This is a genomic window from Erwinia sp. BNK-24-b, from assembly GCF_047456155.1.
Lineage (GTDB): Bacteria > Pseudomonadota > Gammaproteobacteria > Enterobacterales > Enterobacteriaceae > Erwinia > Erwinia phyllosphaerae.
The window spans coordinates 4,194,900-4,220,195 of the sequence record NZ_CP179901.1 but is presented as its reverse complement, the minus strand read 5'-3'; the positions used below and the strand labels follow the sequence as shown (position 1 = coordinate 4,220,195).

24 protein-coding genes and 1 tRNA gene are annotated in these 25,296 nt (G+C 51.8%); 10 read left to right on the top strand and 15 right to left on the bottom strand.

From position 1 onward, the window contains the following. Positions 1 to 49: 49 nt before the first annotated feature. Positions 50 to 1,468 (bottom strand): glutamine synthetase family protein, encoded by a 1,419-nt coding sequence (locus tag ACMGGR_RS19505; protein WP_414147648.1) that lies wholly within the window; start codon positions 1,466 to 1,468, stop codon positions 50 to 52. Positions 1,469 to 1,686: 218 nt separating this feature from the next. Between ACMGGR_RS19505 and puuD the strand changes: the two genes are divergently transcribed. The 3 genes from puuD to ACMGGR_RS19490 all read left to right on the top strand — a co-directional run bounded on the left by puuD (position 1,687) and on the right by ACMGGR_RS19490 (position 4,381). Further along, positions 1,687 to 2,451, top strand: a complete 765-nt coding sequence (gene puuD / locus ACMGGR_RS19500; RefSeq protein ID WP_246761362.1) for a gamma-glutamyl-gamma-aminobutyrate hydrolase — start codon at positions 1,687 to 1,689, stop codon at positions 2,449 to 2,451. 23 nt (positions 2,452 to 2,474) lie between these two features. Beyond that, positions 2,475 to 3,032: an HTH-type transcriptional regulator PuuR gene (gene puuR, locus ACMGGR_RS19495; RefSeq protein ID WP_246761363.1), complete on the top strand. Its 558-nt coding sequence runs from the start codon at positions 2,475 to 2,477 to the stop codon at positions 3,030 to 3,032. 68 nt (positions 3,033 to 3,100) lie between these two features. After that, entirely contained in the window at positions 3,101 to 4,381 is a 1,281-nt protein-coding gene (locus tag ACMGGR_RS19490) for an NAD(P)/FAD-dependent oxidoreductase (RefSeq protein WP_414147647.1), read from the top strand. A 35-nt stretch (positions 4,382 to 4,416) separates the two neighbouring features. On the opposite strand, the gene queF is transcribed toward ACMGGR_RS19490, so the two are convergent. From queF to ACMGGR_RS19470, 4 genes are all read right to left on the bottom strand, one after another. Beyond that, positions 4,417 to 5,244 (bottom strand): NADPH-dependent 7-cyano-7-deazaguanine reductase QueF, encoded by an 828-nt coding sequence (gene queF / locus ACMGGR_RS19485; protein ID WP_414147646.1) that lies wholly within the window; start codon positions 5,242 to 5,244, stop codon positions 4,417 to 4,419. Beyond that, positions 5,241 to 6,128 carry a queuosine precursor transporter gene (locus ACMGGR_RS19480; protein WP_246761366.1) on the bottom strand — a complete coding sequence of 296 codons (888 nt, stop codon included), beginning with the start codon at positions 6,126 to 6,128 and terminating at the stop codon, positions 5,241 to 5,243. The genes queF and ACMGGR_RS19480 overlap by 4 nt, the downstream gene beginning before the upstream one ends. Before the next feature lie 24 nt (positions 6,129 to 6,152). Next, positions 6,153 to 6,764, bottom strand: coding sequence for a helix-turn-helix domain-containing protein (locus ACMGGR_RS19475; RefSeq protein WP_246761367.1), 612 nt, complete (start codon positions 6,762 to 6,764; stop codon positions 6,153 to 6,155). A gap of 450 nt (positions 6,765 to 7,214) precedes the next feature. Next, the gene (locus ACMGGR_RS19470) at positions 7,215 to 7,475 is read right to left on the bottom strand and encodes a helix-turn-helix domain-containing protein (RefSeq protein WP_246761368.1); all 261 of its coding nucleotides are present in this window, start codon (positions 7,473 to 7,475) and stop codon (positions 7,215 to 7,217) included. Positions 7,476 to 7,584: 109 nt separating this feature from the next. Between ACMGGR_RS19470 and ACMGGR_RS19465 the strand changes: the two genes are divergently transcribed. Beyond that, positions 7,585 to 7,806: a helix-turn-helix domain-containing protein gene (locus tag ACMGGR_RS19465; RefSeq protein ID WP_414149002.1), complete on the top strand. Its 222-nt coding sequence runs from the start codon at positions 7,585 to 7,587 to the stop codon at positions 7,804 to 7,806. A gap of 137 nt (positions 7,807 to 7,943) precedes the next feature. Here the strand turns inward: ACMGGR_RS19465 and ACMGGR_RS19460 are convergent, their stop codons facing one another. Next, positions 7,944 to 9,302: an MFS transporter gene (locus tag ACMGGR_RS19460; RefSeq protein WP_414149001.1), complete on the bottom strand. Its 1,359-nt coding sequence runs from the start codon at positions 9,300 to 9,302 to the stop codon at positions 7,944 to 7,946. Positions 9,303 to 9,884: 582 nt separating this feature from the next. On the opposite strand from ACMGGR_RS19460, the gene ACMGGR_RS19455 reads away from it, so the two are divergent. From ACMGGR_RS19455 to ACMGGR_RS19445, 3 genes are all read left to right on the top strand, one after another. Beyond that, complete coding sequence (locus ACMGGR_RS19455; RefSeq protein ID WP_246761370.1) at positions 9,885 to 10,592, top strand: FadR/GntR family transcriptional regulator; 708 nt, start codon at positions 9,885 to 9,887, stop codon at positions 10,590 to 10,592. A gap of 82 nt (positions 10,593 to 10,674) precedes the next feature. Then, the gene (locus ACMGGR_RS19450; protein WP_414147645.1) at positions 10,675 to 11,928 is read left to right on the top strand and encodes an enolase C-terminal domain-like protein; all 1,254 of its coding nucleotides are present in this window, start codon (positions 10,675 to 10,677) and stop codon (positions 11,926 to 11,928) included. Positions 11,929 to 11,999: 71 nt separating this feature from the next. Next, the gene (locus ACMGGR_RS19445) at positions 12,000 to 12,149 is read left to right on the top strand and encodes a hypothetical protein (RefSeq protein ID WP_414147644.1); all 150 of its coding nucleotides are present in this window, start codon (positions 12,000 to 12,002) and stop codon (positions 12,147 to 12,149) included. Positions 12,150 to 12,162: 13 nt separating this feature from the next. Here ACMGGR_RS19445 and ACMGGR_RS19440 read toward each other — a convergent pair whose 3' ends face one another. The 6 genes from ACMGGR_RS19440 to ACMGGR_RS19415 form a co-directional block, all read right to left on the bottom strand. Further along, a complete protein-coding gene (locus tag ACMGGR_RS19440) occupies positions 12,163 to 12,981 on the bottom strand; it encodes a PTS system mannose/fructose/sorbose family transporter subunit IID (protein ID WP_246761372.1) in 819 nt (272 codons plus the stop codon). Next, positions 12,981 to 13,778, bottom strand: coding sequence for a PTS mannose/fructose/sorbose/N-acetylgalactosamine transporter subunit IIC (locus tag ACMGGR_RS19435; RefSeq protein ID WP_414147643.1), 798 nt, complete (start codon positions 13,776 to 13,778; stop codon positions 12,981 to 12,983). Before ACMGGR_RS19435 ends, ACMGGR_RS19440 begins: the two co-directional genes overlap by 1 nt. Before the next feature lie 11 nt (positions 13,779 to 13,789). Continuing rightward, the gene (locus ACMGGR_RS19430) at positions 13,790 to 14,284 is read right to left on the bottom strand and encodes a PTS system mannose/fructose/N-acetylgalactosamine-transporter subunit IIB (RefSeq protein ID WP_246761374.1); all 495 of its coding nucleotides are present in this window, start codon (positions 14,282 to 14,284) and stop codon (positions 13,790 to 13,792) included. A gap of 12 nt (positions 14,285 to 14,296) precedes the next feature. After that, positions 14,297 to 14,725, bottom strand: coding sequence for a PTS sugar transporter subunit IIA (locus ACMGGR_RS19425; RefSeq protein WP_246761375.1), 429 nt, complete (start codon positions 14,723 to 14,725; stop codon positions 14,297 to 14,299). A gap of 345 nt (positions 14,726 to 15,070) precedes the next feature. Then, positions 15,071 to 16,201 (bottom strand): AGE family epimerase/isomerase, encoded by a 1,131-nt coding sequence (locus tag ACMGGR_RS19420; protein ID WP_414147642.1) that lies wholly within the window; start codon positions 16,199 to 16,201, stop codon positions 15,071 to 15,073. Beyond that, positions 16,198 to 17,952, bottom strand: coding sequence for a class I mannose-6-phosphate isomerase (locus ACMGGR_RS19415; RefSeq protein WP_414147641.1), 1,755 nt, complete (start codon positions 17,950 to 17,952; stop codon positions 16,198 to 16,200). Before ACMGGR_RS19415 ends, ACMGGR_RS19420 begins: the two co-directional genes overlap by 4 nt. Positions 17,953 to 18,566: 614 nt before the next feature. Between ACMGGR_RS19415 and ACMGGR_RS19410 the strand changes: the two genes are divergently transcribed. From ACMGGR_RS19410 to ACMGGR_RS19400, 3 genes are all read left to right on the top strand, one after another. Beyond that, on the top strand, positions 18,567 to 19,583 hold the full coding sequence (locus tag ACMGGR_RS19410; protein ID WP_414147640.1) for a LacI family DNA-binding transcriptional regulator: 1,017 nt from the start codon (positions 18,567 to 18,569) through the stop codon (positions 19,581 to 19,583). A 44-nt stretch (positions 19,584 to 19,627) separates the two neighbouring features. Beyond that, a complete protein-coding gene (locus ACMGGR_RS19405) occupies positions 19,628 to 19,720 on the top strand; it encodes a hypothetical protein (protein ID WP_414149000.1) in 93 nt (30 codons plus the stop codon). A gap of 409 nt (positions 19,721 to 20,129) precedes the next feature. Next, a complete protein-coding gene (locus ACMGGR_RS19400; protein ID WP_414147639.1) occupies positions 20,130 to 22,202 on the top strand; it encodes an RNA-binding domain-containing protein in 2,073 nt (690 codons plus the stop codon). Between the two features lie 316 nt (positions 22,203 to 22,518). On the opposite strand, the gene ACMGGR_RS19395 is transcribed toward ACMGGR_RS19400, so the two are convergent. The 3 genes from ACMGGR_RS19395 to ACMGGR_RS19385 all read right to left on the bottom strand — a co-directional run bounded on the left by ACMGGR_RS19395 (position 22,519) and on the right by ACMGGR_RS19385 (position 25,189). Continuing rightward, a tRNA-Phe gene (locus ACMGGR_RS19395) sits at positions 22,519 to 22,594 on the bottom strand. Positions 22,595 to 22,817: 223 nt separating this feature from the next. After that, entirely contained in the window at positions 22,818 to 23,396 is a 579-nt protein-coding gene (gene dicD / locus ACMGGR_RS19390; protein WP_246761380.1) for a division control transcriptional repressor DicD, read from the bottom strand. Between the two features lie 62 nt (positions 23,397 to 23,458). After that, positions 23,459 to 25,189, bottom strand: a complete 1,731-nt coding sequence (locus ACMGGR_RS19385; protein WP_414147638.1) for a protein-disulfide reductase DsbD — start codon at positions 25,187 to 25,189, stop codon at positions 23,459 to 23,461. Positions 25,190 to 25,296: the final 107 nt, after the last annotated feature.

The window sequence follows — 25,296 nt, the reverse complement described above, 5'->3', positions numbered from 1 at the left end:
CGGACCTCTTTATGATGTTGTTGTAAGGCGTCCGCTGCCGCATTGCTGGTCAGGCGTTTTTTAACATCCAGTCAATCTCCGTATCGGTAATCAGCCGTTCAAATTGAATCAGCTCATTGTTTTTGCAGGCGTGCCAGACGTGGCTAAACCGTTCGCCCAGCAGCTGGCAGAGCTTTTCGTGCTGGGCGAATTCCCACAGCGCGTCGCTCTGGCGGATCGGGAACGGCAAACCGTCCTGCTCCAGCCCGTTGCCTTCGACTTTGGGTGGCAGAGGCAGTTCGTTATCCAGGCCGTGCAAAATGCCGGCAAGGATAGTGGCCATCACCAGATACGGGTTGGCATCTGCGCCAGCAACGCGATATTCCACGCGATGGTTATCGCGATCGCCACAGGGGATGCGCAGCGCAACGGTGCGGTTATTGTGTCCCCAGGAGGCCTGCGTCGGCACATACATACCCGGCTGAAAGCGGCGGTAAGAGTTGATATTGGGCGCGAGCAGCGCAACGGAAGCCGGCATTAAATCGATCATCCCGGCGAGCGAGCGCTGCAGAATAGTGGAGTTGTCGCCTGCATGGTTAACCAGCACGTTTTCGCCTTGCTCGTTGAGCATGCTGATATGGATGTGCATGCCGCTTCCGGCATATTCTTCATAGGGTTTGGCCATGAAAGTCGCATGCATATCATGTTTCTCTGCCACCAGACGTACCAGGCGTTTGAGCGCCAGAGCGTGGTCGCAAGCCTGTAAAACATCGCTGGTATGATGCAGATTGACTTCAAACTGGCCCGGCGAGGCTTCTGCTACCGCGCCGTCGGCCGGGATTTTTTGCAAACGCGCCAGCTCATCGATATCGCTCAGCACGTCGGCAAAGTGATTCAGGTTATCTACCGAGTAGACCTGGCTCTGCATATTTCTGTCTGACGTACCGGGCGCGCAAGGCGGCTGTAGATAGCCTTCGGCGTCGCGCTGGCGGTCCAGTAAATAGAATTCCAGCTCGACGGCGACGACCGGATGCAGGCCGCGCTGGCGCAGCTGTTGCCACAAGCGATTGAGCACGTTGCGGGGTTCGACATCAAAGGGCGCGCCGTTTTCATCCTGCATTGTCAGCAGAAGCTGGCCAATCGCCTGGGGATCGCTGGCGGAAGGCGTCAGCGTGCCGGGAACAGGGATACAGGTACGATCCGGCTCGCCTAATTGCTGACCCAGCCCGGCTTCTTCCACCACGTTGCCAAGGATATCCATGGCAAAGACGGAAGCCGGAAAGTAGCAGCCCCTTTCCAGCTTACGTAGCGCGTTAATTGGGATCCGTTTGCCGCGGAAACACCCGTTGAGGTCAGTAAGCATAACGTCAACGTACTGGGTTTCCGGGTAGTGCTGAAGGTACTCTTCTACCTCCCGGGCGAACGCGCTACTTCGTCTCTCTTCAACCTGCTGCACAAAATTTTCAACTGTTACGATATTAGTTTCCATGATTCACCACTGCTGGCCTTTGGTTGGGTAACGGGACTGCCCCTGAGATGTTAAATATAATGCACATTAAAAGAATCTATACCGGAATAATTTGTTTTTCAAATGTTGCATTACAATTAAAAAAGGGTTATCAAAATAGCCAAGGATAAAAATATTGTACGATTCAGGCGCTTTTGGGCGCCTTTGTAAAAAATTTAGTCCGGAATGAAGGGGTAATCATGGTCGATATATTTTACAGGCCAGTAGTCGGTGTGGTGATGTGTAGTAACCCGGTAAAAGGCCAACAAAGTCATACCTTGCAAAATAAGTACCTGAATGCCGTGCTGGAGGCGGGTGGTGTGCCAATAGCCTTGCCGCACGCGCTTTCGCAGCCGGAATTACTGGCAAGCGTGCTGCCCTTGTTAGACGGCATACTGCTGCCGGGCAGCCCCAGCAATATGCAGCCGCACCACTATGGTGAAAACGGCGATGAGCCTGATGCCGATCCCGGGCGAGATCTTCTGAGCATTGCGTTGATTACGCAGGCGCTCGAAAGGCGCATCCCCCTTTTTGCCATTTGCCGCGGTTTGCAGGAGCTGGTGGTGGCGACGGGCGGCTCGCTCTATCGTCGCCTGTATGACCATCCGCAGTTTCTGGAACACCGTGAAGATCCCGATCTGCCGATTGAGCAGCAGTACGCGCCGTCGCACGAAATTAAAATTCAGCCGGGCGGTTTGATTGCGCAGTTAATCCCCGAAAGTAAAACGTTCTGGGTTAACTCGCTGCACGGACAAGGCGCAAAAACTCTGGGGCCGACGCTGCGCGTGGAAGCCTGTTCGCAGGATGGACTGGTAGAGGCGGTCAGCGTGCCGGGTCATCCCTATGCGCTGGGCGTACAGTGGCATCCCGAATGGAAAAGCAGTGAATATGCTTTATCGCGCATCCTGCTCGAAAGTTTTATTGCGGCATGTGAGAGTCATCATGCGGCTAAGCAACAGATCTGACCTTCATGAAAGGAAACTCGCCTATGAACAACGACGGCCTGGCCCCCGGCAAGCGTTTGGCTGCAATCCGCCAGCAGCGGGGTCTGTCACAGCGCCGGGTAGCTGAACTGTCTGGATTAACCCACAGCGCTATCAGCACTATTGAGCAGGATAAAGTCAGCCCTGCCATCAGTACGTTGCAAAAGCTTCTTAAGGTTTATGGTCTGTCGCTGTCGGAATTTTTTGCCGAGCCGGCTAACCCGGCCGAACCGAAAGTCGTGATCAATCCGGAAGATCTGATTGAAATCGACAGCCAGGGCGTCTCCATGAAGCTGATCCACAACGGCGCGCCCGATCGTACCCTGGCTATGATGATCGAAACCTATCAGCCAGGCGCGACGACGGGAGAGCGAATTAAGCATCATGGGGAAGAGATAGGCACGTTACTGGAAGGCGAAGTGGTGCTGAAGTTTAACGGCCAGAACTATCATCTGGTCGCCAGACAGAGCTACGCCATAAATACCGGCATCCCACACAGCTTCAGCAACACGTCAGCCTCGGTTTGCCGCATTATCAGCGCCCATACGCCAACGACGTTCTGACGTTTTTTTCAGGCTTTGGAAAACGTCATTAAACTGACAACTATCGGGATTTACCTGGAGTCGTAACCATGACTGAACATACGCAAAGTTACTATGCCGCCAGTGCCAACCACTATCAACCCTATCCGGCGCTGGAAGGGGCACTCTCCTGTGACGTCTGTATTATCGGCGCTGGCTACACCGGCCTTTCTTCGGCGCTGCATCTGGCGGAAAACGGCTATAAGGTAGTGGTGCTGGAAGCGGCGCGGGTTGGCTTTGGCGCCAGCGGACGCAACGGCGGCCAGGTCGTTAACTCCTATAGCCGTGACGTAGACGTAATCGAAAAAAGCTATGGCAGAGATGCGGCACGCATGCTGGGCAGCATGATGTTTGAGGGCGGCGACATTATTCGCGAGCGTATTAAGCGCTACGGCATCAAGTGCGATTATCGTCCCGGCGGGCTGTTTGTGGCGCTGAATACCAGGCAGCTTGCGACGCTGGAAGAGCAAAAGAAAAACTGGGAGCGATATGGTAATGACCAGCTGGAACTGCTGGATGCGGAGCAAATTCGCCAGCAGGTAGACAGCGAACGCTACGTTGGCGCACTGCTGGATAAACGCGGCGGCCATCTTCATCCGCTGAATCTGGCAATTGGCGAAGCAAAAGCAATAGAGCTGAACGGCGGTCAAATCTTCGAACAATCTGCGGTCGTGCACATTCAGCACGGCAGTCCGGCTATCGTCAAAACAGAGAAGGGGGAGGTAACGGCACGCTATGTGATAGTGGCGGGCAATGCCTACCTCGGCAACAAGCTGGAACCGGCGTTATCAAAGCGCAGCATGCCGTGCGGCACGCAGATTTTGACCACGGAACCGCTCAGTGCGGAGCTGGCGGCTTCTCTTATTCCTTCCGACTATTGCGTAGAAGACTGTAACTATCTGCTGGACTATTTCCGGCTGACCGCAGACCATCGTTTGCTGTACGGTGGTGGCGTGGTTTACGGCGCGCGCGATCCGGATGATATCGACCGGCTGATTATGCCGAAGCTGCTGAAAACCTTCCCGCAGCTGGCCGGGGTAAAAATCGACTACCGCTGGACGGGCAATTTCCTGCTGACGCTGTCGCGGATGCCGCAGTTTGGTCGTCTGGAAAATAACATCTATTACATGCAGGGCGACAGCGGTCACGGCGTGACCTGTACCCATCTGGCGGGAAGATTAATTTCCGAAGTGCTGCGCGGCGATGCCGAGCGTTTTGATGCCTTTGCTAAACTGCCGCACTATCCCTTCCCTGGCGGACGTAATATGCGTATTCCGCTTACTGCAATGGGCGCGGCGTATTACAGCATTCGCGATCGGTTGGGCGTTTAGGCGGGGACAAGCGTCCCTTTCGGGACGCTGTTACTTTACTGGCGCACCAAACGTCCGGTTACCGGCGCATCTTCAAAATCGCTACGGAACGGGTTGATATCCAGGCCGCCCCTGCGCGTATAGCGGCCAAAGACGCTAAGCTTCTCCGGCTGGCAGTACTGCTTAATATCGCTGAAAATACGTTCAATACACTGCTCATGAAACTCATTGTGCATTCTGAAAGAGATCAGATAGCGCAGCAGTTTTTCCCGGCTAATTTTTTTCCCTTCATAGGTGATAATAACGCTTCCCCAGTCCGGCTGATTGGTTACCAGACAGTTTGATTTTAACAGGTTGGATGACAGCGTTTCCGTCACGGTTTCACCAACGGCGGCCCCTTGCAGATGTGCTGGATTAAAATCGTAATCAGCCACTTCGATATCGATATGATCGATACATTCGCCAGGCAACGTGGATGCAAAAGCCGGATAGTCATCCAGGTCCGGATAGATTTTTACCTTCACTTCGCCCACAGCGGCGAGCGACAGATCTTTTTGCAGCGTTTGTGCTACTAAACCCGGTGAGGCAAACTTCGTCTGATTAAAGCTGTTGAGATAGAGCTTAAAAGATTTCGACTCAATTAAATTGTGGCTGGTGGCCGGAATAAAAAATTCGGCGACGGCCACGACTGGCTTGCCCTTTGCGTTCAGCCAGGAAAGCTCAAATCCCGTCCACAAATCAAATCCGGCAAACGGCAGCGTTGCTGCACGAAGATTGATTTCGTCACGGCCGCGCGAGCGCGGCAGGCCTTCCAGTAGCTGCGGAGCATAATGCTGGACGTAACCCGTGTTTTTGCCCAGCAGCGTAATTTCTTCTGTTTTCATGCCAGTTCCTCTGTGCGATTAACCTGGGTTTCTTTATTGATATATCTTCTGAACAGCTCGCGCGTGGCATAAATAGGGCCGACGCCAACCAGCGCATAGCCCAGCTTGATAATAAACTGCGAGATAATCATTGTTTTGATCGTATTCATGTCAAGAACTTTATAAAACGCCAGCGTACAAAATATCGCGCTATCGATAGCGGAAGCAATAATATTGCTGGTCAGTACGCGGATAAAAAGGTAGCGAGAGTTGGTCAGCTTCTTTATTTTACAGAGTATCAGCGAATTGACATTCTCAGAAATGAGATAGGCAACAGAAGAAGCGAACAGCACGGCGATAATATTATTAACGAAAGTGGTATAGGAGATATTCAGCTCCCACTCCGCCAGCCCAGGTAACAGGCTGGTCAGCCACAGTCCCATGACAAAAAGCATATTAGAGAAAAAAGAGATAAAAATAGTGCGTCTCGCCATTTTCAGGCCGTAAAACTCATTGACGATATCCACCAGGATAAACGACAGCGGATAGAAAAAGATGGCTGGCGGTACCACAAAGTTAACGACCGGAATGTGCACCGGCTTGACGCCGCTCACGGTACTGACGATGTAGATGACGGTAAGCGCAACGGTAATAATCAGATACGCGTACCAGGAGCGCTCATGCCTGTCGCCAAGGTCGTAAGAGGTTTTTGTATCACTACTGCCATAAAGCCGACGATAAAGAGATTTTAACTCATGCCTGTTAAAGTCATCGGTTATTTCACTGCTCTCAAGTTCCTGTAATCCTATGCTGATATGTTTTCCGGTTGCCAGCACCATGACATTCGCCGTGATAACATCGGAACGATTAAATCCCAGCAGCTTATACTTTTTGTTTTGTCCCATTTTAATTATGCCCTTAAGCTTTATTTATCTTATTCTTTCTTCTATAACGGCGCCCAGTAATATACTATCCTGTTCAGCGTCAAAAGTGGCTGGATCGCCATGTGATGTTAAAAAAATCTCTTTTTGCGGTGAGTAAACCAGAGCAAGCTGTTTTTTTGAAGGGAGCGCGTTGCGTTTAATAATTAAGATATCTTCTGGAAAGAACATATTATTAATATTGTTCTCAACCTGCAAAGCCACGGTATTGGACGTGTCACCAAAATACCAGGTGACGGGGTATTGTGTGACAAGTTGTCCAATCCTGCTTTCCGAGCTGGCTAAAAACGCGGATTGTGGAATAACCGGGATAGCGGCAGGATTTTTATCGCCGTCAGGGGACAAGGTTCTTTCAACGGTTTCGATATGCGCTAAATCATAATTTTCAATAACTTCGCAGCTAACGCCAAAGAAATCCGCAATGCGGGTTATGGTGGAGCGCTGCACATTATTTACTTTGCCTTCCAGAATTTTATACAGCGTTGCGCGGGTAACGCCAGTACGATGAGAAAAAGAGACTTTCGTCTCGCCCCGGCTTTTTATAATATAATCAATGTTGTTGATTATATTGTCTTTTCTTCTTGATGCCGAAATCTTCATAGCAAAATAGCCCGGACGCCGTTTTGGGTGGCATGGTATAAGAATTCTTAATGTAACTCAACGGTATTATTTACATAAACAGACAGATTTAAGAATATCCCTTTTTTTCTGCACAGGGGATTTTCCTTTAATTATGATTAAAATCAGTACCTTGCTGAGGATCTCAGAAGGCAGTATCCATTTTTATCATCATTTTGTCTCTTTTTCTGTTGACCTGATAAGCAAGATAATATTAAGTTAATTGCACAAAAAGAGAATATTGCAGGACTATTTTTGATGGCTGGCATCGGGGAATTAACCAGAAGCTAAACCCGCTACAATAGCGGGTAATAGCTATGCGCTACACAATAAGAAAAGCTTGTATTCGCGCTGCCTGGCCTGAGCATCCGGGCGGTAGTGAAAAGATAAAAAAGAGGGAGCACAAAAGCGGATCGTTTTGCAAAACAGATATCAGGGCTGGTTTTGCTGCTTTAAATAAAGCGCCAGAATAGCCTCTGCGAAACGCTCATCGACGGTATAAAAATAGCCTTCCGGAACGTTCAGTATTCTGGCAAAGGCGCACATCATTTCAAACGTGGGGCGATGTACACCACCTTCATATTGAGAAACGCGCGAGCGCGCCGTTTCTTCCTCAATACCAGCCAGAACCCCCAGTTTTTCCTGAGTCAGACCAGCACGTGTTCGGGCCGCTTTAAGACGAGCTGGAATCATCAGTAACACCATCAACGATCGTACATTGACTTACTGTTTAGCATTACTTAACATGGTAGTTGTTTAGAGATCCTTAACATGAATTTTTCAGCTGAAGCATAAGAGGATGATGGAGAACATTGACAAGGACTGGCACCCGGCGGACATCATTGCTGGGCTAAGAAAGAAGGGAACTTCACTTTCCGCTGTCTCTCGCGAGGCAGGGCTGGCGTCGTCTACGTTGGCGAACGCGTTAAATCGCCGCTGGCCGAAAGGCGAAAGATTAATTGCCGAAGCGTTAGGCGTGCAGCCAGAACAAATCTGGCCTTCGCGATATCGGCCCGAGGAATAGCCTTAGCGGTTGCCTTCACTTAACAGAGAGCCGGAAAAGCCACGGCTTTTCTCGTCTCGTCTTTTTGATGTATCGAAAAGGCCCGCATGCGTGGGGCCTGAACGTTCTGCCGTACCCCACGATTGCGTAAAAGGCTGTTAACGAAAAGACCTGGAAACCTCTTTTTGCCCCTGTTGCTGATTTGATGTGGAATGAGGAAGGGCGATAACCTCTATTTTGTCCACCAGCAGCAGATAGGCCAGAAAACCAACCAGCGCGACGGCGGCGATATACCACATTGCGTACTGAAAATTATCGGTCTTCTGCAAAATGATGCCGATGACGATGGGGCTGATAATGCCCGAAAGGTTGCCAAAGATATTGAGCATGCCGCCAACGGTGCCGATCAGGTGGCGAGGGATAATATCGCTGCACACCACCCAGCCCAGATTAGAAAAGGCGTTGGCAAAGAAAGCGACAGAAAGAATAGTAATGGCAATAGTCGGGCTATTCTGGAAAAAATTCACCAGCGCAATCGACGCCGTAACCAGTAAACCCGACATTACCGGTAGCTTACGGGCGAAGGTTTTTGAGCGTCCTTTCTTCAGCAACATATCGCTCAGAGTACCGCCGCAGATAACGCCCGCCATCGCCATCAGATACGGAAACATCGCCCCGATACCGGCTTTGGCAATCGACAGACCCAGCCCTTTTTCCAGGTAAACAATGAACCATGTCAGGAAAAAATAGAGGGTAGAAGACGCCGCAAATTGAGCAATAAACAAGCCCCAGACGGTACGTTGTTTAAGGATGTAGCGTATATCGGCCCAGTTGACCGTCGTGCTGTTTCCCTGTTGAGCTGCTGAGCCATAGCCGCCGCCTTCCCGTATATAGCGCAGTTCGGCTTCGTTCGTTCTACGGCTATGTTGAGGATCGCGGTAAACAAGAAGCCAGTAAATACCAAATAAAATACCTGCCGTCCCGGAAATATAAAATGACATTTCCCAGCCCCAGGTGGCGACAATAAATGAGAGGGCAGGGGTCAATAACGCCAGCCCGATATACTGGGCGCTGGCGTAGAATGCCGTCGCGCGGGCACGTTCGTGATCCGGGAACCAGGTAGCAATGATTTTAGTGTTTGACGGGAAAGAGGGGGCTTCCGCTATACCAATCAGCGCGCGGCAAACCAGCAGCATCGCAAATGAAGCAGTGACGGTGGTGAAAAGCTGGTGAGAGGCCAGTCCCATAATAAAGGTGAACAGGCTCCAGAGCACGATCGCACTGCCGTAAAGCACCCTCGAACCTACCCGGTCCAGGATGTAGCCGACAGGGATCTGGCTCAAAGCGTATGCCCAGGTAAACATAGAAAACAGCAGCCCCAGTTGCGTAGGGGAGAGGGCAAACTGCCCCTGAATATGAGAACCGGCAACGGATAAGTTAGCGCGGTCCATATAGTTAATCGCCGTAACGATAAAGAGCATTGCCAGAATTAAGAGTCTTGAGCGCGTAGGCTTCATTGTTGTCATCGTTCTAACCTCTGATTTGTCAGAACATAAAAAGGGATGCCGCACTCTTTTTATGTTGCTTAACGCCGCGATTTTATGTCTTTTGAGGACGGCGAGCTTCCTGCATTCCATCAGGTTCTCGTTGTTTCTGCCGCCGCCAAACCCTGAGTGCAAGCAAATAGTGGTTTGCGCATACAACCGTTATTTGAAGTCGTTTTTAATACTTAAGAAGACGGGAAACGTAGCGTGACCTCGTCGGTGTAACATGACTAACAAGTTGCGCCTTAAAGATCTACTTGAGGATGTTAAAATGAACAATGGGAAGAGTAAAAAAATGTCGGGCAGTTCACATACTGGCGAATTTAAACCCTTATAAAGCCCGCTATACGGCACTGTAACTCACTTTTTCTTCTTCAGGTGATCGGCATCACATTACAGAAAATTACCCGGTTTTGGCTTGCAGTCGACGCGTCAGTGATGGTAAAACTTGTAGGACAGGTTGTCGCTGGCTGGCCGGGTAGCGTAATTATTGCTGAGCGATCCGTACTGAAAACGCTATGATAGTGTCGAATCTGTTGATAAATGAGGAATCTCGTGACTCTGGAAAGCGTACAAAAACATAATGTGGTCAATGTTGTTTACCAACAGATGAAACAGAATATTCAGGACGGCGTCTGGGAACCGGGCTGTAAACTTCCTTCTGAAGCAAAGCTGGTAGCCACTTTTAATGTCAGTAGGGTTAGCGTGCGCAGCGCGGTACAAAAACTGCGTGACCTTGGCGTAGTGGTAACTCACCAGGGGAAAGGGACATATGTAACCCGGGATATAGCCAGATTTGGTGAATTCAGCGATAGCCAGCCGCTGCTGCATCTTTCGCAAGAAGAGTTCGAAGATATGCGTATTTTCCGCCAGACCGTAGAATTTCGCTGCATGGCGCTGGCGGTAGAGAAGGCCACTGACGAAGATATTTCTCGCTTAGAGCAGGCCCTGAACCGCATGCTGGTGGCAAAAGATGATTATAAAAAATACTCCCAGGCCGATTATGATTTCCATCTGGCCATTGTCAGAGCGTCCCACAATAAAGTCTTTATTCACGTCATGGAATCCCTGAAAAGCATTTATATCCATTATCTTCAGGAGCTGAATCGGGTTCTCGGCGTCACGCTGGAAAGTATTGAAGCGCATATTAAAGTCTATATGGCGCTCAAGAATCGGGATGCGGTAACCGCCAGCGAAACGCTTAATAGCGCCATGGCTCATAACGTTAACGTAATAGAAGAATCTCGATTACTGGATAAGTAGTTTATAAAACCTCTCCGCGAGGTTTTTTAATAACATAACATGTAGGACATCCTACATCTTGGCGGTCAAGCCGGAGGACTTCATGGATAATCTGAAAATTACCAACGTCAAAACGATTCTTACCGCGCCAGGCGGGATCGATCTGGTTGTGGTAAAAATTGAAACTAACCAGCCGGGCCTCTATGGCTTAGGCTGCGCCACTTTTACCCAGCGGGTGTTCGCCGTTGAGGCTGCGATAGAAAATTACATGAAACCTTTCCTGACAGGTAAGGATCCGCTGAGAACTGAAGATATCTGGCAGTCGGCTGCGGTGAGCGGTTACTGGCGTAATGGCCCCGTTATGAATAACGCCCTGTCCGGAATTGATATGGCATTGTGGGATATTAAAGGTAAGGTCGCCGGGCTACCGGTTTATCAACTTTTGGGCGGAAAATGCCGGGATGGCATCCCACTGTATCGCCACTGCGATGGAGCTGACGAAGTTGAGGTTGAAGATAACATTCGCGCTCGCATGGAAGAAGGGTATCAGTACGTACGTTGCCAGATGGGGATGTATGGGGGAGCCGGTACCGAGGATCTGAAATTGATTGCGGGAAAGCTGGCGAAAGCGCGTAATATTCAGCCAAAGGTTTCACCCCGCACAAAGACCCCGGGGATCTATTTCGATCCGGATGCCTACGCCCGTGCAGTACCCCGATTATTTGAGCATTTACGCCATAAGCTGGGCTTCGGCGTCGAATTTATTCACGATGTTCATGAAAGGGTTACCCCTGTCGCTGCGATACAGATGGCGAAGAACCTGGAACCCTATCAGCTTTTCTTCCTTGAAGATCCGGTCGCGCCGGAAAATACCGACTGGCTGAAAATGCTGCGTCAGCAGTCCGCTACGCCGGTGGCGATGGGAGAGCTTTTCGTCAATATTAACGAGTGGAAGCCGCTGATAGATAACAAACTGATCGATTATATCCGCTGCCATGTCAGCACCATCGGCGGTATTACGCCCGCGAAAAAGCTGGCGGTATATAGCGAGCTTAACGGTGTCAGAACGGCCTGGCATGGCCCCGGAGATATTTCACCGGTGGGCGTCTGCGCCAATATGCATCTTGATATGAGCTCGCCAAATCTGGGCGTTCAGGAGTATACGCCGATGAACGATGCGCTTTGTGAAGTCTTCCCGGGCTGTCCTGAGATAGAAAAAGGCTATGCCTATCTCAATGACAAACCCGGCCTGGGGATTGATATCGATGAGCGGCTGGCGGCTAAGTACCCTTGTGAAGGCGGGATCCCTTTATGGACTCTGGCACGCATTCCGGATGGTACAGCATCACGGCCATAATAGCTGAAGGCAACGTCATCGCTTTCAGATAGTCAGCACGAACTGCTAGATCGGGACAGCATCTGTTCAGGATGCTGCCCCGCCACCTACAGCAGTCAAACAACTTCTCCAGTGCCGTTTATCTGCACCACATCACCGCCAAACGCGGCATCAAGATTTACTTCGTGACTATCACCCGCAGGGCTTCTTACGGCGGCATCTGGACAGGAATACATCCGTAAGAGAGAAAATGAATTAGCCCTGAAACACGCCGGTGGCCACGCCAAGAGCGGCCAAAACCAACAGTATGGCCATCGCTTTTACCGGCGAAACCCCTCGTTTTGCCATCACATACCAGGTGCCAAGCACTATGCCAAGGGGTAACAGCTGCGGGAAGATGCCGTCCAGCATTTGCTGAAGATGAATATTCACCCCGTCTTTGGTAATGAACTCCAGCCCGGAGCTGAGCTTAACGTAGCTTGCCGCGACGCCGCCCATCACGAATACACCCAGCAGCGACAACGCTTCACGCAGGCGAGCCGACTTGCTGCTCACCAGCATCTCGACCGATCCGGATCCCATTTTGTAACCTTTCAAAAACAGGAACCAGGAGCCGGGCAGGATAATGCCCAGCCAGGCGACGGTGTAGAACAGTGGCCCAAGAATATTACCGCCAGCCGCCAGCGCCATACCGATGCTCAACAATATCGGCATTAGCATTCCGGGGATCATCGAATCCCCGATCCCTGCAATGGGGCCCATCAGGCCAACTTTTAGCGTGTTGATCGTTTCACCGTCAATCGGTTCACCATTAGCCTTTTTCTCTTCCAGTCCCAGGGCCATGCCGTTGACGATAGCGCCAATCTGCGGTTCCGTATTGTAGAACGAAGCGTGGCGGCGCAGCATTTCCATGCGCTTTGTGACGTCCGGATAGAGCTTTTTCGCCACCGGCAGCATGCTGAGGCAAAAGCCAAAGGATGCCATACGCTCAAAACTCATTGATGACAGGCAGTGCATCATCCAGGCTCGCCAGCAGCGGCGTAGATCTTTACGGGTTAGTCTCCTTTCTTCCATCAGAATTCATCCTCATCAGCAGCGAGCGGTTTTGCCCCTGCGGCCGTCGCAGGTTCCGGCTTATAGGTGTAATGGAGCAGCGCCAGCAGTGAGCCAACAATGACCAGCGCAACCATATTGAGTTTTAGAAAAACGATGCAGATGAAACCCACGAGAAAATAGATCAGCATGCTGTAGTTTTTAATAATTTGCTTGAGCAGGATCGCGATCCCTACGGCGGGAAGAATACCGCCCAGCACGTTCATGGTTGACAGCACCACCTGCGGGAGGCTGTCCATCACGCCGCTGATATACTGCGCGCCAAAATAGACGCCGGTAAAGGTAGGAACAAAGCGCAGAAGGAAGTTAGTGACCTGCGGCCAGATGGCGCTATTAAGGTAAAGGCTACGCACGTCACCTTGTTCCAGCGCAACGTCGGCACGATGGTTCCAGAAGGAGTTCAGCACCATCATCGCGTTGAATAAAATGGTGCCGGCAATACCTATGGTTGCCGCCAGCGCCACCGCCACTTCCGGTCCTTTGCCCGACAGAATACCCAGTGCGATTGCCGGATAGGCAACAAAGTTCAGATCCGCAGGCATAGAGCCGCCGGGCGTCACCATGGCGATATAGACCGCCTGAACCGCCACCCCAATGATTATCCCGGTTTTCAGGTCGCCCAGAATAAGCCCGACCAGCATTCCGGAAACCAGCGGTCGGGTGATCAGATACCAGCCGCCGGTTACGCCCAGAAGCCAGGGGCTGCTAAGCGCCCCCAGATAACAAAGAAGGCCAATTAAAGCCGCTTCAATAATCATCTTTCATTCCCTTATTTCAGCTTCTGACGGGCATCCTGCCAGCTATAGCTACTGGCATCCGGAACCAGGCGGAATTCTACCCGGTGCCCGCGCTGTACCAGCCAGTCGAAAGCGGCAATTTCCTGAGCGTTGACCGACTGATTGGGGCCAATGGTGATGGTATCGGCGCGTGAACTCATTGGCCCTACGTTGATTTTACCGCTGGCGTTTTTCAGGTCGATCCCGGTTTCTTCAATACGTTGTAGCGTGACGGGGGACTTGCAAATCACAAAGTAACGCTTCTCGCTGGCGATGATTTTCGGCAGTTTTTCAATGGCCGTTGCGACGTCGAACAGCCAGACTTTGGTATCCTGAATCGCGCCTTTCATCACTGATGAGAGCAGGGGATCGGCTGCGACGGCGTCATCAATGGCGATAATCCCTTCGCAGGGTAACTCTTTAGCCCAGCGCGTCACGAGTTGCCCGTGGATAACCCGATCGTCGATGCGAACAAAAGAAATACTCATCGTTATTTCCTCCTAAAAATCAGATGACTGGACAGAGAGAACGGGGGCTGCCTTTGTCAGGGTTGGCACGGTCAGTTCCAGCAGTTTTGCCGCCGCATCGTGAACGTCCGTCAGGTGGTTGACCTCTTCGGTTTGTAGCAGCATGGGGATATTGACGCCCGCCAGCACGGCGACGGGGGGCGTCATCTGCGGGGAGAAGGCATGCTGGCAGGCGACGTTCCACGGCGTACCGCTTTGCAGATCGCACAAAACCACCACGCCGTCGGCATTCTGGCCAGCGCTGGCCAGCGCCTTAGTGAAATCCTGCCTGAATCCTTCAATCCCCGCCTGTTCGCTAAGCGTCACTACGGAAACATGCGGCAATTCGCCATACACCATCTGGCCACTGGCGAGCAGCGCCTCAGCCAGAGGGCCGTGGGTGGCAATAATAAAGGCGATCATAAGCTTCCTCTCTTACCCAGGCTTTTAGCGTGGCGCGCCGCTGCCCGAGGCTTCTTGCTGATAGTGAAATGTATGGCGGGAATAATAAACTTCCCGGCGCAGCGGAGGGGGAAAGAGGCAAAAGCGTTGCCCGGGTGTTTATATTCCTGACCCATAATGTCAGAGCGTTTATGGTGAGTTATTCGCATATTCTGTCTCCATGTTAGCTGAGTTTAGATTAATCGATTAATATTATTTAATGTATGTTGTTAAAGTGATTAACCCCGCAAAATCCATAAGTTGAGTTTTGTTATCTCTTATAAAAATCTTTTAACAGGTGGTTTTTAAATAAAAAAGGTTATTCGATTAACTTAATTTGCTACAATTTTGCATCAGGTTGTCGATTTCCCGGCAAGCCACATAGAGGTGATAGAGCGTCGAAGCCGGTGAAGCCTGCGCCAGACGCCTGCCGCTGGCATCGATTTCATCACAATAAGGACGGCTGTTCTCTCCGTTGACATACTGCGCCATCATCAATGCAGCATGCCGATCCAGCCTGCGGTAAGCAGCGTCTTCCTGCTGTGTCTCACAGGCCACAACGTCGGCCTTCAGGCGTTCGGTCTGGCACCACAGGCGGCTCCCCTCACGGTACGGCGTCTGGTCATGGTAAACCTCATTCGTTACCGCCAGGGTACGCGGGTTCTCGCCTGCCTGTATAGCAAAGCGCTGCAACGCATCGCGCCAGAAGAGGGTATCCACACCGGAAAGCTTCTGATACTCGTAAAGCAGCCACGTCCATTCATGGTGATGGCCCGGGTCAACATGCGGCGATTCAGGGGCATCGGCCTGCCAGCCGGGTGAGAAGAACTCAACCAGGCAATGCCGTTCATGATGAAATAAGCGATCGGTAAACAGGTTAAACAGGCGATGCGCCTCCTGCTGCCAGCATGGTTCCCCGGTGTGACGCCACCAGGCAAGCATGGCTTCAAAAAGATGCATGTTGGGGTTCTGACTCAGCATCGCCGGGCGTCGGGTATTGATGGCATATCCTCCTTCCGCCAGGGCCAGATTGGTCTGCATCCAGTCATATAGCGCCATGGCACGCTGATGAAACTGCGCTTCGCCGGTCAGGGCATACAGTTCGCTATAGGCCAGCAGGGCAAATGCCTGCTCGTAGGCATTAGTTTGATGAGCGAGTGGCGTGTTTCCGTCGGCAAACAAAAATGCTCCCTGAGCATTGGTGAAATGACTGAGGCCGCGATTTGCTACGGCATCCAGCGTTTGGCGTGCATCCAGCCAGCCCGTTCTCGTGGCATGGGCGTAGACATATAGCTGGCGTGTCTGTACCCGGCTGCGCGTCAGCGAACCTTCATCCGGTAACGTTTCGCGGAAACAAACGGCTCCGTCCGGCAGCGTTTTGACACCTTGCTGTAAAAATAGCGGTAGCGCGCTGTTTTTTATCCACGAAACAAACTGTTGAGCATGCGTCATCATCATGCCTGCTCCGCCTGACGGACACTGGCAACAATCACGCCAGTCTCATGTTGGTGCAGAGCACGCAGGCGATACTCGCCTGACGCTGCCGGTATAATCACGGTTTCGGCGTAGTGGACAGTAAAGGACTCAAACTGGTTAGCAGGACTTTCAATCAGTACGGCCTGGCCCTCGACCAGATTTAACATCTGGAATTCGCCGCCGGTATTTAGCGTTACCGCACCGTTAATCCAGTAACGACGGGTCTCAATAAATTCCAGCTCATGCAGCCCTGTGCGCTCGCTGCGCCATTCTGCATGTTCTTCCAGCGGCGTAATGACATTGACCAGTTCACGACGGCACCACTCGGTGTCTCGTTCTTCGCGCATTACCTTTTTGCCGTGGTTGAGGTGCACCGGGCGCGGCTTGCCGTCCAGCCCCAGACGGCCCCAGTCCCACAATTTAAAGGTGAAAATATAGGGCGTCGCGGAGATTTCCAGAATCATTGCGTTGCTGCCCGAGCAGTGTACGGTGCCGGAAGGGATCAGCAGATGATCGTGCTTCTTTACCGGGAACTGGTTGACGTATTTTTCAGCATCGAAGGTGCCGGTTTGCTGTGCTTCTTCCAGCGCCGTAACTAACTCTTCCTGTTTTACTCCCGTCCGCAATCCCAGCCACACGCTGGCATCGCTGCCCGCATCGAGGATGTAATAACTCTCATCCTGGGTATAGTGCATGCCGAAATTTTGCTGGATATAGTCGGTGGAAGGATGCACCTGCAGGCTGAGGTTGCCGCCCGACATGGTGTCGAGGAAGTCAAAGCGAATCGGGAACTCTGCGCCAAAGCGTGCATAGTTGCGTTGGCCGAGCAGCGCTTCCGGGCGCGCCAGCACCAGATTGATGGCGGGCATGGTGATGGCTGTCGCAGCAAATTTTAGCGTCAGGCTGTTCTCTTCCGGTACGCCATCAAAGCACCATGCGTAGTTTTTTTCGCCCGGCGGTAAAGCACAGACCTCTTCCATCCACTTTCCTCCCCAGACACCGGGATCGAAAAACGGATTGAGGCGGAAAGGGGTTTTAAGGCAAGCATCCAGACCGGCGTGAAAGGCGGCGTTATCGATCATTGCCGCCGGCTGCGCCAGGACATCAAGGTAAAAATCAAAGCGTGTGAACAGCTCGCGCTTATGACGATCGGCAACCCGCCACTCCCAGAAGAAGCCACGCTTATATTTTCTCAGAATGTCTTCATCTGGATTTTCTGCCTGCCAGTTGCTACTGCCGGCCCGCCAGTCGAGCTGTCGCTGCCAGCGCGGGTAGTCGGCATAAATCAGGACATCACCTTCAACCAGCAGTGCCGCGCCAGTGCCCATCACCACGCGTAACCCCTTCGTTGCCGCAACGCTATTCTTCATCTTCTCCGACGCGCCGGGGAGTAGATAATCTGCCAGCTTCGCGCAGCTCATCACGCCAAAAACGCGATCGTCGGTCAGCGTATCTGCCAGACGGGCTTCCAGTTCGGCCCCTTGCATAAAGCAGCTATCGGCATCAAACCAGCTGGCATTGCTGAACACCGCTGTGGCACCCAATGCGGATTTGATAGCGGAAAGGCTTACGCCGGGATAACAATCGATGACGACGATTGCATTCTCACGAGCCGACAGTTTTTTAATGATTTGTTCTGCGACAGGCTGCCACCCCTGATAAGCGCTATTCACGCCATTTACCTTTACGGCCGGAAACTTGTCGTAGTTAACGGGATGCTTCAGATAACCCATAGTCCGCCTCTTTAGTTAAACGATTAACCTTAATTGGTGAGGAGTCTAAACTAAAATAAATTCTTTAAACAGAGGCTGAATTTAGAGTGAATTAAATATCTTTTTGATTTTAAATTGTTTTAATAAAAAGGGCGGTGCCAGCAATAACGTAATTCGTGATCGTGGTCAGAACTTTAATTGAGGATGTTCGACAGTGAAAAGGTAAATCGAATAATCTTGCTTCCTTTTATTCCGGGATTTACAGAGTAGAATCCGCAGCGAGCCATTTTACGACCGGTACAGCAGCCAGCGTTTTAGCAAACCAGAGTTCTGTGACCGTGACTTCGGCTAACGAGGGGGACCTGCCTGAGTACGTAGCATGAAGCACATTCACGCCGCGCCGTGGACGGAAGTTGATGAGCGAGATTGAATCGTGGAAGGCGATTTGAGTGCGGGCGTACGTACAAAACATTCTTGACGACATTTTCCCGCATTGTTACCGTTGCCCGCGGTCCCGGGAGCGTGTTTTCTACTGACCCGATATCGTCAGTCAGTGGTCAGGGCCATGCTTGTTACTCTTGCGGTTGCGGGCGTCGGCGCGTTTACAGGCATCTTTTAGTGGAGTGTGATAAAGCATGACAAAACGTGCGACGGTCGTCGATGTTGCAGCACTGGCTAACGTTTCGGTGGCCACAGTATCGAACGTTATCAGTAACCGGGCGGGCAAAGTCTCAGCAAAAACCCGCCAGCGCGTTCTTGATGCAATTAACACGCTTAACTACACCTATAACGAAACGGCCGCCACGCTCAGAAGTAACAAGTCCAATATCATTGGGCTTGTTATTCATGATTTGAGTAATCCATATTACACCGAGCTGCTCGCCAGAGTTAACCGCAAGCTGGCGAAAAAAGGGTATGCCACCATTCTGGCCTGTTCGGATGAAAGGCTTGAAAGCCAGCAGGAGTATCTGCATCTGATGCAGCGCCACAATGCGCTTGCCGTGCTGTTGTGTCCGACCTGGGATACAACGCGTGAGCACCTTGAGGCCTGGCGTAATCTCACACCGACCGTCACCTTCCTGCGCCCAACCGGCAGTCACGACAGCGATTTTATTGGTATTGATAACTACCAGGCTGCTTACGATATTACCCATCGTTTAATCCAGGATGGCCATAAAAATATTGCCTTTATGGGGGGGAGCCAGAATTCGCGTCTGCGGCGTCAACGCCTGCAGGGCTGGAAGGATGCTCATGAAGACTGTGGGCTGGACTGGCATGAATCTCGCGCGGTTTACTGCGCTTCAAGCATCAGCGCCGGGAGCAAGGCTACCTTAGCGCTGTTTAACGCTGACGAAGCCATAACGGCATTCGTTTGCTATCAGGACGTGGTCGCCTTTGGTGCCATGAATGCGCTGCAGTATCTGGGTAAAAAGCCGGGCGAAGAGATTGCGGTAACGGGTTTTGATGGTCTGAGCGACGCAGAGGGATGGCTGCCTTCACTGACCACGGCAGAGGTCCAGATCGATTTGCTCGCTGATAATATCGTGGAGCGCCTGCTTAACAGGTTACAGAAGCCGGATGAACCTGCCAGCGCAACGCTTTTACATGCACAGATTCACTGGCGGAATTCATCGAATTTTAGAAAGGATTGATAACAACAGCAGAACCGGCGGGAACGACATTGCCCGCGTGGCGTGTGCTGGTGATTAAAAATGAACAGTGTCAGCATCAACTTTCAGCGTTATCCGACACTATCTCGATTTTAGGGTGCGGTCTTGACGTGCAATGAGCATCCAGCTCTGTTCTGCGCTGCCTGTTAAGGAGATAGGGATAGCTGGGGCTACCGATGCCGGTGAGAGCCAGACACTGTCGCGCAACGCCTGATATCCTGCTCATGGATCGTGAGTTGTTTGATCAATATGCCAGCCATAGCGACGTTCCTGAACCGGTAAAAGCGCAGCAAGCAATACCTGATGACTTGCTTAATGAAGAGTCGATTTTTATCGCCACTTGACCCGTTTGCCACGTGGTCGTCTGGAGCGGGAATTCTTGCCTGCGGGAATAGTGGAAGAGGAACGGGTCATGTGGCAGAAGGCGTTATATAAGGCCGAAGGATCCATCAGTATCCTTAGCAATCTACCGGATATTTGGTAGATGCGGTATGTTATAACCAAATATTTTCAGCCTGAGGAATCTGTATGCCTTTGCAAATAAAAGACATTATAGATCTGCAAACCCTTGTCGAGTCGGAACAGGTAGAGTTCAAGCTGGCAGGGGGGAAAGACGGCAAAGGCGAACTACCGAAAGACTTCTGGCCCACCTATTCCGCAATGGCAAATGGGCGGGGCGGTTGGGTAGTTCTTGGTGTAAAAGAACAGGCCGGAAAATTTACACCAGTTGGTATTGCCGATCCCGAAAAGATTAAGACCGATTTGTTTAATCAGTTAAACGATCGCGATCGAGTCAGTACGAATGTGCTGAGGTCGGAAAACGATGTGCAATGGGTCTCTTTGCAGGGAACGGACGTTCTGGCAATCCATATTCCACAGGCGATGCGTAAACAAAAGCCGGTTCACCTGAAAAAGTCTCCATTTGGTAACACCTATCAACGTTTGCACGAAGGCGATCGCCTTTGTGATGATATGACCGTCAAGCGGATGCTTGCTGAGCAGATCCACGATAGCCGTGATAACGAAGTGCTTTCTGAGCACTACACTTTTCAGGAAGATATCGATCTGGACAGTTTAAAAGTTTACCGCAATCTGCTTTCGGCAAATAACCCGCAGCATCCTTATCTGGCCTGTGAGCCGTTTGAACTATTTAAAATAGTGGGTGGGTGGCGTAAAGACAGAGAAACCGGAAAAGAGGGCATAACACTGGCCGGTATTCTCATGTTTGGCAAATGGGATGCGATTACTGCTGCTGCACCTAACTACATGGTGGATTATCAGGAAAGGCCCCAGGCAAAAACGGAGCTTCGTTGGGTAGACAGGGTGTGTCCGGACGGTACATGGTCAGGAAACCTGTTTGATTTTTACCGTAAAGTATACCAAAAACTAGCCGCTGATTTGAAAGTACCCTTTACGCTTGAAGAGGGCCAGCGCAGAACGGATACGCCAGTACATATCGCGCTGCGTGAAGCGTTAGTAAACACGCTGGTCCATGCAGATTTTACCGACCGGGTTTCTATTTTGATCGTCAAACGTCCCGATATGTTTGGCTTTCGTAACCCCGGCTTGATGCGCCTGCCGTTAGAGGATGTGATTGCAGGTGGCGTCAGTGATTGCCGCAACAGGTTGTTACATCAGATGTTTTTGTTAATTGGGCTAGGCGAAAAAGCGGGTTCAGGGATGCCGAAGATTTTCAGCGGCTGGAAATCGGCTAACTGGCGAACCCCCAAACTTTGGGAAAAAACGTTTCCTGCACAGACGCTATTAGAGCTTTCTACCGCTAGCCTGATCCCGCAGCATGTTCTGGATGACCTGCACCAACGATTTGGCGAAACCTTCGATCTGCTTGATGACTTTGAACAGGTAATTGTTGCAACGGCGGCGATTGAAGGCTGGGTCAACCATGAACGAGCTTGTCTGTTAACAACCCGACACTCTCGCGAAGTCACGTTGACGCTTCCTCGTCTGGAAAGTAAAGATTTTCTGGTCGCAGGGGGCGAGCAGAAAAGCAAATATTATACCTTGCCCGGTGTATCGGTCATGACACCGGATGAGGTGTTCTCACTTGGTGCGGTGGTAAGCTCTCCACATAACGAAGAGGACTCCAAATATAACGAGCGGAGGTCCACACATAACGATGAGAGCTCCACATATAACGAGCAGAGGTCCACACATAACGATGGGAGCTCCACACATAACGAGCAGAGGTCCACATATAATGGGGAAAGCTCCATATATAACGCCGAAGGCGATCAACCTGCGTCCCGAGATGAGTATGGACGTTTGCTTAACCGCTTTATCGATAGACCCTATATTGATGATGTTGACAATCTTATCGAGTCTTTCCGGGATTCGTTATTTACTTTAGCCGCAGTTCCGCGTGAAAAGTTGCGTTTGGGGGATAAAGAGCTGATGAAGAGTGTGATCCTGGATGTGTGTCAGGGACAGTATATTTCCGTTGCTGCACTGGGGCAGATCCTTAGTCGTAATCCTAATGCACTGCGTCAGCAGTACTTAAAACCGCTGGTGGAACAAGGGGCCCTGAAGCTGGCGTTTCCGCAGTATAAGAATGACCCGAAGCAAGGGTATAGTGCAGTTTAATACTCTATCTGGCCCAGATTATTCGTACGGTATTTGATAAGCGTGCCCCTGATTTTGTTCAGGTAGTACACACATCGTAAGGCATTAAATGTTGGTAAGCATCGCAGAGTTTGTAGGGGTTATAGAGCGGCCTGGCGTTGCGGACAGCAATATCGGTAAGTGGCGTGACGGAGGCTACGGCGTTTATTAAACCAACGGCGCTTAGAAACTCTTGATGTCAAAAATCCTGACGGAACTTTTCAGTACCATCAGGTTTTTTAAATTACTTATTTTTTAGCGTTTCAGGACTTATAAGAACGCCATGAAACTAAATTAGTGGTGCCCGGACTCGGAATCGAACCAAGGACACGGGGATTTTCAATCCCCTGCTCTACCGACTGAGCTATCCGGGCAACGGGGCGCATTAAACCGTAAAGGGCGTACGGCGTCAACGGCTTTGTCATAAAAAAGCGGGAAATCGTGACCGATCGCCTGCTTTTTGGGCGCTAAGGCTGAAAGTTAGTCAGGGGGGGACATCACTTCCGGCATCCGGTTCCGCTTTTCAGGCCAGTGCATCACTTCCGCCACCCGGTTCCGCTTTTCAGGCTAGCGCATCACTTCTGGCACCTGATCTTTTTAGCTCAGCGCGCCGTTTCGACGGCAAAGCGCGATGCTCAGCACATCTTCTGCCAGCGAGCGAGCCGTTGCCACTTCCTGCACGTTGCGCTTAACCAGCAGGCGACTGAGGCAACCTTCCAGTATCAGCTCCATCTGGTGCGCAACCAGTTCGGGATTATCCGTCTCCAGCTGCGTTAACAGCTGATGGGTATATTGCCAGGAGGCGCGCTTTTGCTGATCGGCAATCTGATGGACGGGATGATCCGCCTGCGGATAAAAGCTGCACGCCGCCACAAACAGGCAGCCAGGATAGCGATTGTTATTTACCGCCTCTTCCAGCAGCTGATAACGCGCCAGCAGCTTCTGTTCCGTGCTTAGCGTGTCATCCAGCAGCAGCTTGCGCCGCCAGATATCGATCTGCTGGCTATGGTAGCGCAGAGCGTCATACAGCAGCGCCTCGCGGTCGGGCCAGTAGCGCTGTAAATCTTCCTGCTGGCAGGCCGCCGCGTTCGCCATCATGGCAAAAGATGTTGAAGGGGCCAGCCCATTTTGCTCGAGTACGTTCAGTGCATGCTCGAGTACCTGTTCACGTTGCAAGTGACTCTCCTCTTGAATGCATTATTTACGACCGTGGCCGTAAAATTCTTCTCTAGTGTCGTTTACTGCGCCAGTTTCTGCAAATGCTGCTGAAAAGCCGTGGCGTCCATAAAACCGGTAACGCGCGAGCCGGGTATTTCTTTACCTTCGGCATCAAAAAACAGAATGGTCGGCAGCCCCAGCACCTTCAGCTGCGCCAGCAGCGCTTTGTCTTGCGCATTATTTGTCGTGACGTTTGCCTGTAACAGCTGCGTTTTATTCAGAGCGTTCTGTACCTGCGGCTGGCTGAACGTATATTTTTCGAACTCTTTGCAGGCCACGCACCAGTCGGCATAAAGGTCGAGCATGGTGATCCGCCCATCGTGCTGCCGTAATGCCTGATTAAGCTGGGCGACGTCGTTAATACGAGTAAAGCTCAAAGCCGCGTGATTCTCGCTGACCGGTGCGCCGAACGCCCAGTCCTGCAACGGTCGCGCAGCCACCAGCGCCGCGGCCAGCATCAGGATTTGCCCCACGCGCTGCCAGCCGTTAGCGGCTTTCAGGCTGATAAAAGCCCAGCCGAAGAAAGCCACGGCCAGCATACTCCACAAACGTAGCCCCCAGGCTTCACCGACCACTCGCTCCAGCAGAAATACCGGCAGCGCGAGGATAACAAAGCCAAAGCCCTCTTTGACGGTCTGCATCCAGGCGCCGCTTTTCGGCAACAGGCGATTACCAAACAGGGTAACGACAATCAGTGGTAAGCCCATCCCAACCGCATATAGCCAGAGCGTGCCTGCGCCAGCCAGCAGATTGCCGCTTTGCGCGATATAAAGCAGGATGGCGCTAAGCGGCGCGGTAGTGCAGGGCGAGCAGATCAGTCCGGCCAGCGCGCCCATTAAGAAGACGCCGGGCAGCGAGCCGCCTTGCTGACGATTGCTGAGAAGGGTCAGCCTGGTTTGCAGCGCAGAAGGCAGCTGCAAGGTGAACAGACCAAACATCGACAGCGCCAGCAGGATAAACAGAACAGAGAGGCCAGTCAGCACCACGGGCGACTGCAGCGCGGCCTGAAAACGCAGTCCGGCAGCGGCGACGATCACGCCCATCACCGTATAGGTCAGCGCCATTCCCTGAACGTAAAGCATCGCCAGGGCGAACAGACGTTTTAGCGAATAATGGCGGTTACCGCCCAAAATAATGCCGGAAATCAACGGATACATGGGCAGCACGCACGGCGTAAAAGCGACGCCGATACCGATCAGCAAAGCCCACAGCGGCGAAAAAGGAAGCTTGTTATCAGCGGGCTGTACTTCAGGCGAGGCGGCGTTGTGCTGTACCGGCACGGACTGGGCCGTGGCAGGAGCCTGGCCGCCTGCCATAACTTCATTCAGCGGCACGGAACGGGTTTCCGGCGGATAGCAGAAGCCCGCAGCGGCGCAGCCCTGATAAGTGACGCTAAGGGTAGCGCCTTTATCGGCCTGCAAAATCGTTAACGGCAGTTTCAGGCTATCGGGATAAATTTGCGTTTTCCCGTAAAACTCATCTTCATGCGGTTTACCGGGCGGCAGCGTCCAGTCGGCCAGCTTTGCGCCCTGAGCGGCAAGGGTTATCTGCTGGCGATAAAGATAGTAGCCGGGCGACACCTGCCAGCTCAGCGTCAGCTGGTCGGCTCGCTGATTAAAATCGAAGCTGAAAGCCTGATCGACGGTGCCGAAGTGGCTGTTGTTATGCTGTCCGAACAGCGAGGCGCTGGCGTTAAAGCTGAGCAGAATGGCCATCAACAGCAGCAAGTAGGATGTAAGGCGCTTAGTCATAGCGGGAATCATTTTTCCGGTGACGAAATTAAGAAAACGGGCGATCCCGACGCGTCCGGGCCCGGCAATGCTCCGTAAGGCGCAAACTATATCACGGCCTTATGGCC

What these genes read in the sequence shown, in the direction of transcription:
- ACMGGR_RS19400 (WP_414147639.1), top strand. Translation starts at nt 20,130, where the DNA reads ATGCCTTTGCAAATAAAAGACATTATAGATCTGCAAACCCTTGTCGAG.
- ACMGGR_RS19490 (WP_414147647.1), top strand. Translation starts at nt 3,101, where the DNA reads ATGACTGAACATACGCAAAGTTACTATGCCGCCAGTGCCAACCACTAT.
- puuR (WP_246761363.1), top strand. Translation starts at nt 2,475, where the DNA reads ATGAACAACGACGGCCTGGCCCCCGGCAAGCGTTTGGCTGCAATCCGC.
- ACMGGR_RS19475 (WP_246761367.1), bottom strand. Translation starts at nt 6,764, where the DNA reads ATGAAGATTTCGGCATCAAGAAGAAAAGACAATATAATCAACAACATT.
- queF (WP_414147646.1), bottom strand. Translation starts at nt 5,244, where the DNA reads ATGAAAACAGAAGAAATTACGCTGCTGGGCAAAAACACGGGTTACGTC.
- ACMGGR_RS19420 (WP_414147642.1), bottom strand. Translation starts at nt 16,201, where the DNA reads ATGATGATGACGCATGCTCAACAGTTTGTTTCGTGGATAAAAAACAGC.
- ACMGGR_RS19410 (WP_414147640.1), top strand. Translation starts at nt 18,567, where the DNA reads ATGACAAAACGTGCGACGGTCGTCGATGTTGCAGCACTGGCTAACGTT.
- ACMGGR_RS19505 (WP_414147648.1), bottom strand. Translation starts at nt 1,468, where the DNA reads ATGGAAACTAATATCGTAACAGTTGAAAATTTTGTGCAGCAGGTTGAA.
- ACMGGR_RS19435 (WP_414147643.1), bottom strand. Translation starts at nt 13,778, where the DNA reads ATGATTATTGAAGCGGCTTTAATTGGCCTTCTTTGTTATCTGGGGGCG.
- ACMGGR_RS19460 (WP_414149001.1), bottom strand. Translation starts at nt 9,302, where the DNA reads ATGAAGCCTACGCGCTCAAGACTCTTAATTCTGGCAATGCTCTTTATC.
- ACMGGR_RS19385 (WP_414147638.1), bottom strand. Translation starts at nt 25,189, where the DNA reads ATGACTAAGCGCCTTACATCCTACTTGCTGCTGTTGATGGCCATTCTG.
- ACMGGR_RS19415 (WP_414147641.1), bottom strand. Translation starts at nt 17,952, where the DNA reads ATGGGTTATCTGAAGCATCCCGTTAACTACGACAAGTTTCCGGCCGTA.
- ACMGGR_RS19445 (WP_414147644.1), top strand. Translation starts at nt 12,000, where the DNA reads ATGCTGCCCCGCCACCTACAGCAGTCAAACAACTTCTCCAGTGCCGTT.
- ACMGGR_RS19425 (WP_246761375.1), bottom strand. Translation starts at nt 14,725, where the DNA reads ATGATCGCCTTTATTATTGCCACCCACGGCCCTCTGGCTGAGGCGCTG.
- ACMGGR_RS19465 (WP_414149002.1), top strand. Translation starts at nt 7,585, where the DNA reads ATGGAGAACATTGACAAGGACTGGCACCCGGCGGACATCATTGCTGGG.
- ACMGGR_RS19450 (WP_414147645.1), top strand. Translation starts at nt 10,675, where the DNA reads ATGGATAATCTGAAAATTACCAACGTCAAAACGATTCTTACCGCGCCA.
- ACMGGR_RS19440 (WP_246761372.1), bottom strand. Translation starts at nt 12,981, where the DNA reads ATGGAAGAAAGGAGACTAACCCGTAAAGATCTACGCCGCTGCTGGCGA.
- ACMGGR_RS19470 (WP_246761368.1), bottom strand. Translation starts at nt 7,475, where the DNA reads ATGATTCCAGCTCGTCTTAAAGCGGCCCGAACACGTGCTGGTCTGACT.
- puuD (WP_246761362.1), top strand. Translation starts at nt 1,687, where the DNA reads ATGGTCGATATATTTTACAGGCCAGTAGTCGGTGTGGTGATGTGTAGT.
- ACMGGR_RS19430 (WP_246761374.1), bottom strand. Translation starts at nt 14,284, where the DNA reads ATGAGTATTTCTTTTGTTCGCATCGACGATCGGGTTATCCACGGGCAA.
- ACMGGR_RS19480 (WP_246761366.1), bottom strand. Translation starts at nt 6,128, where the DNA reads ATGGGACAAAACAAAAAGTATAAGCTGCTGGGATTTAATCGTTCCGAT.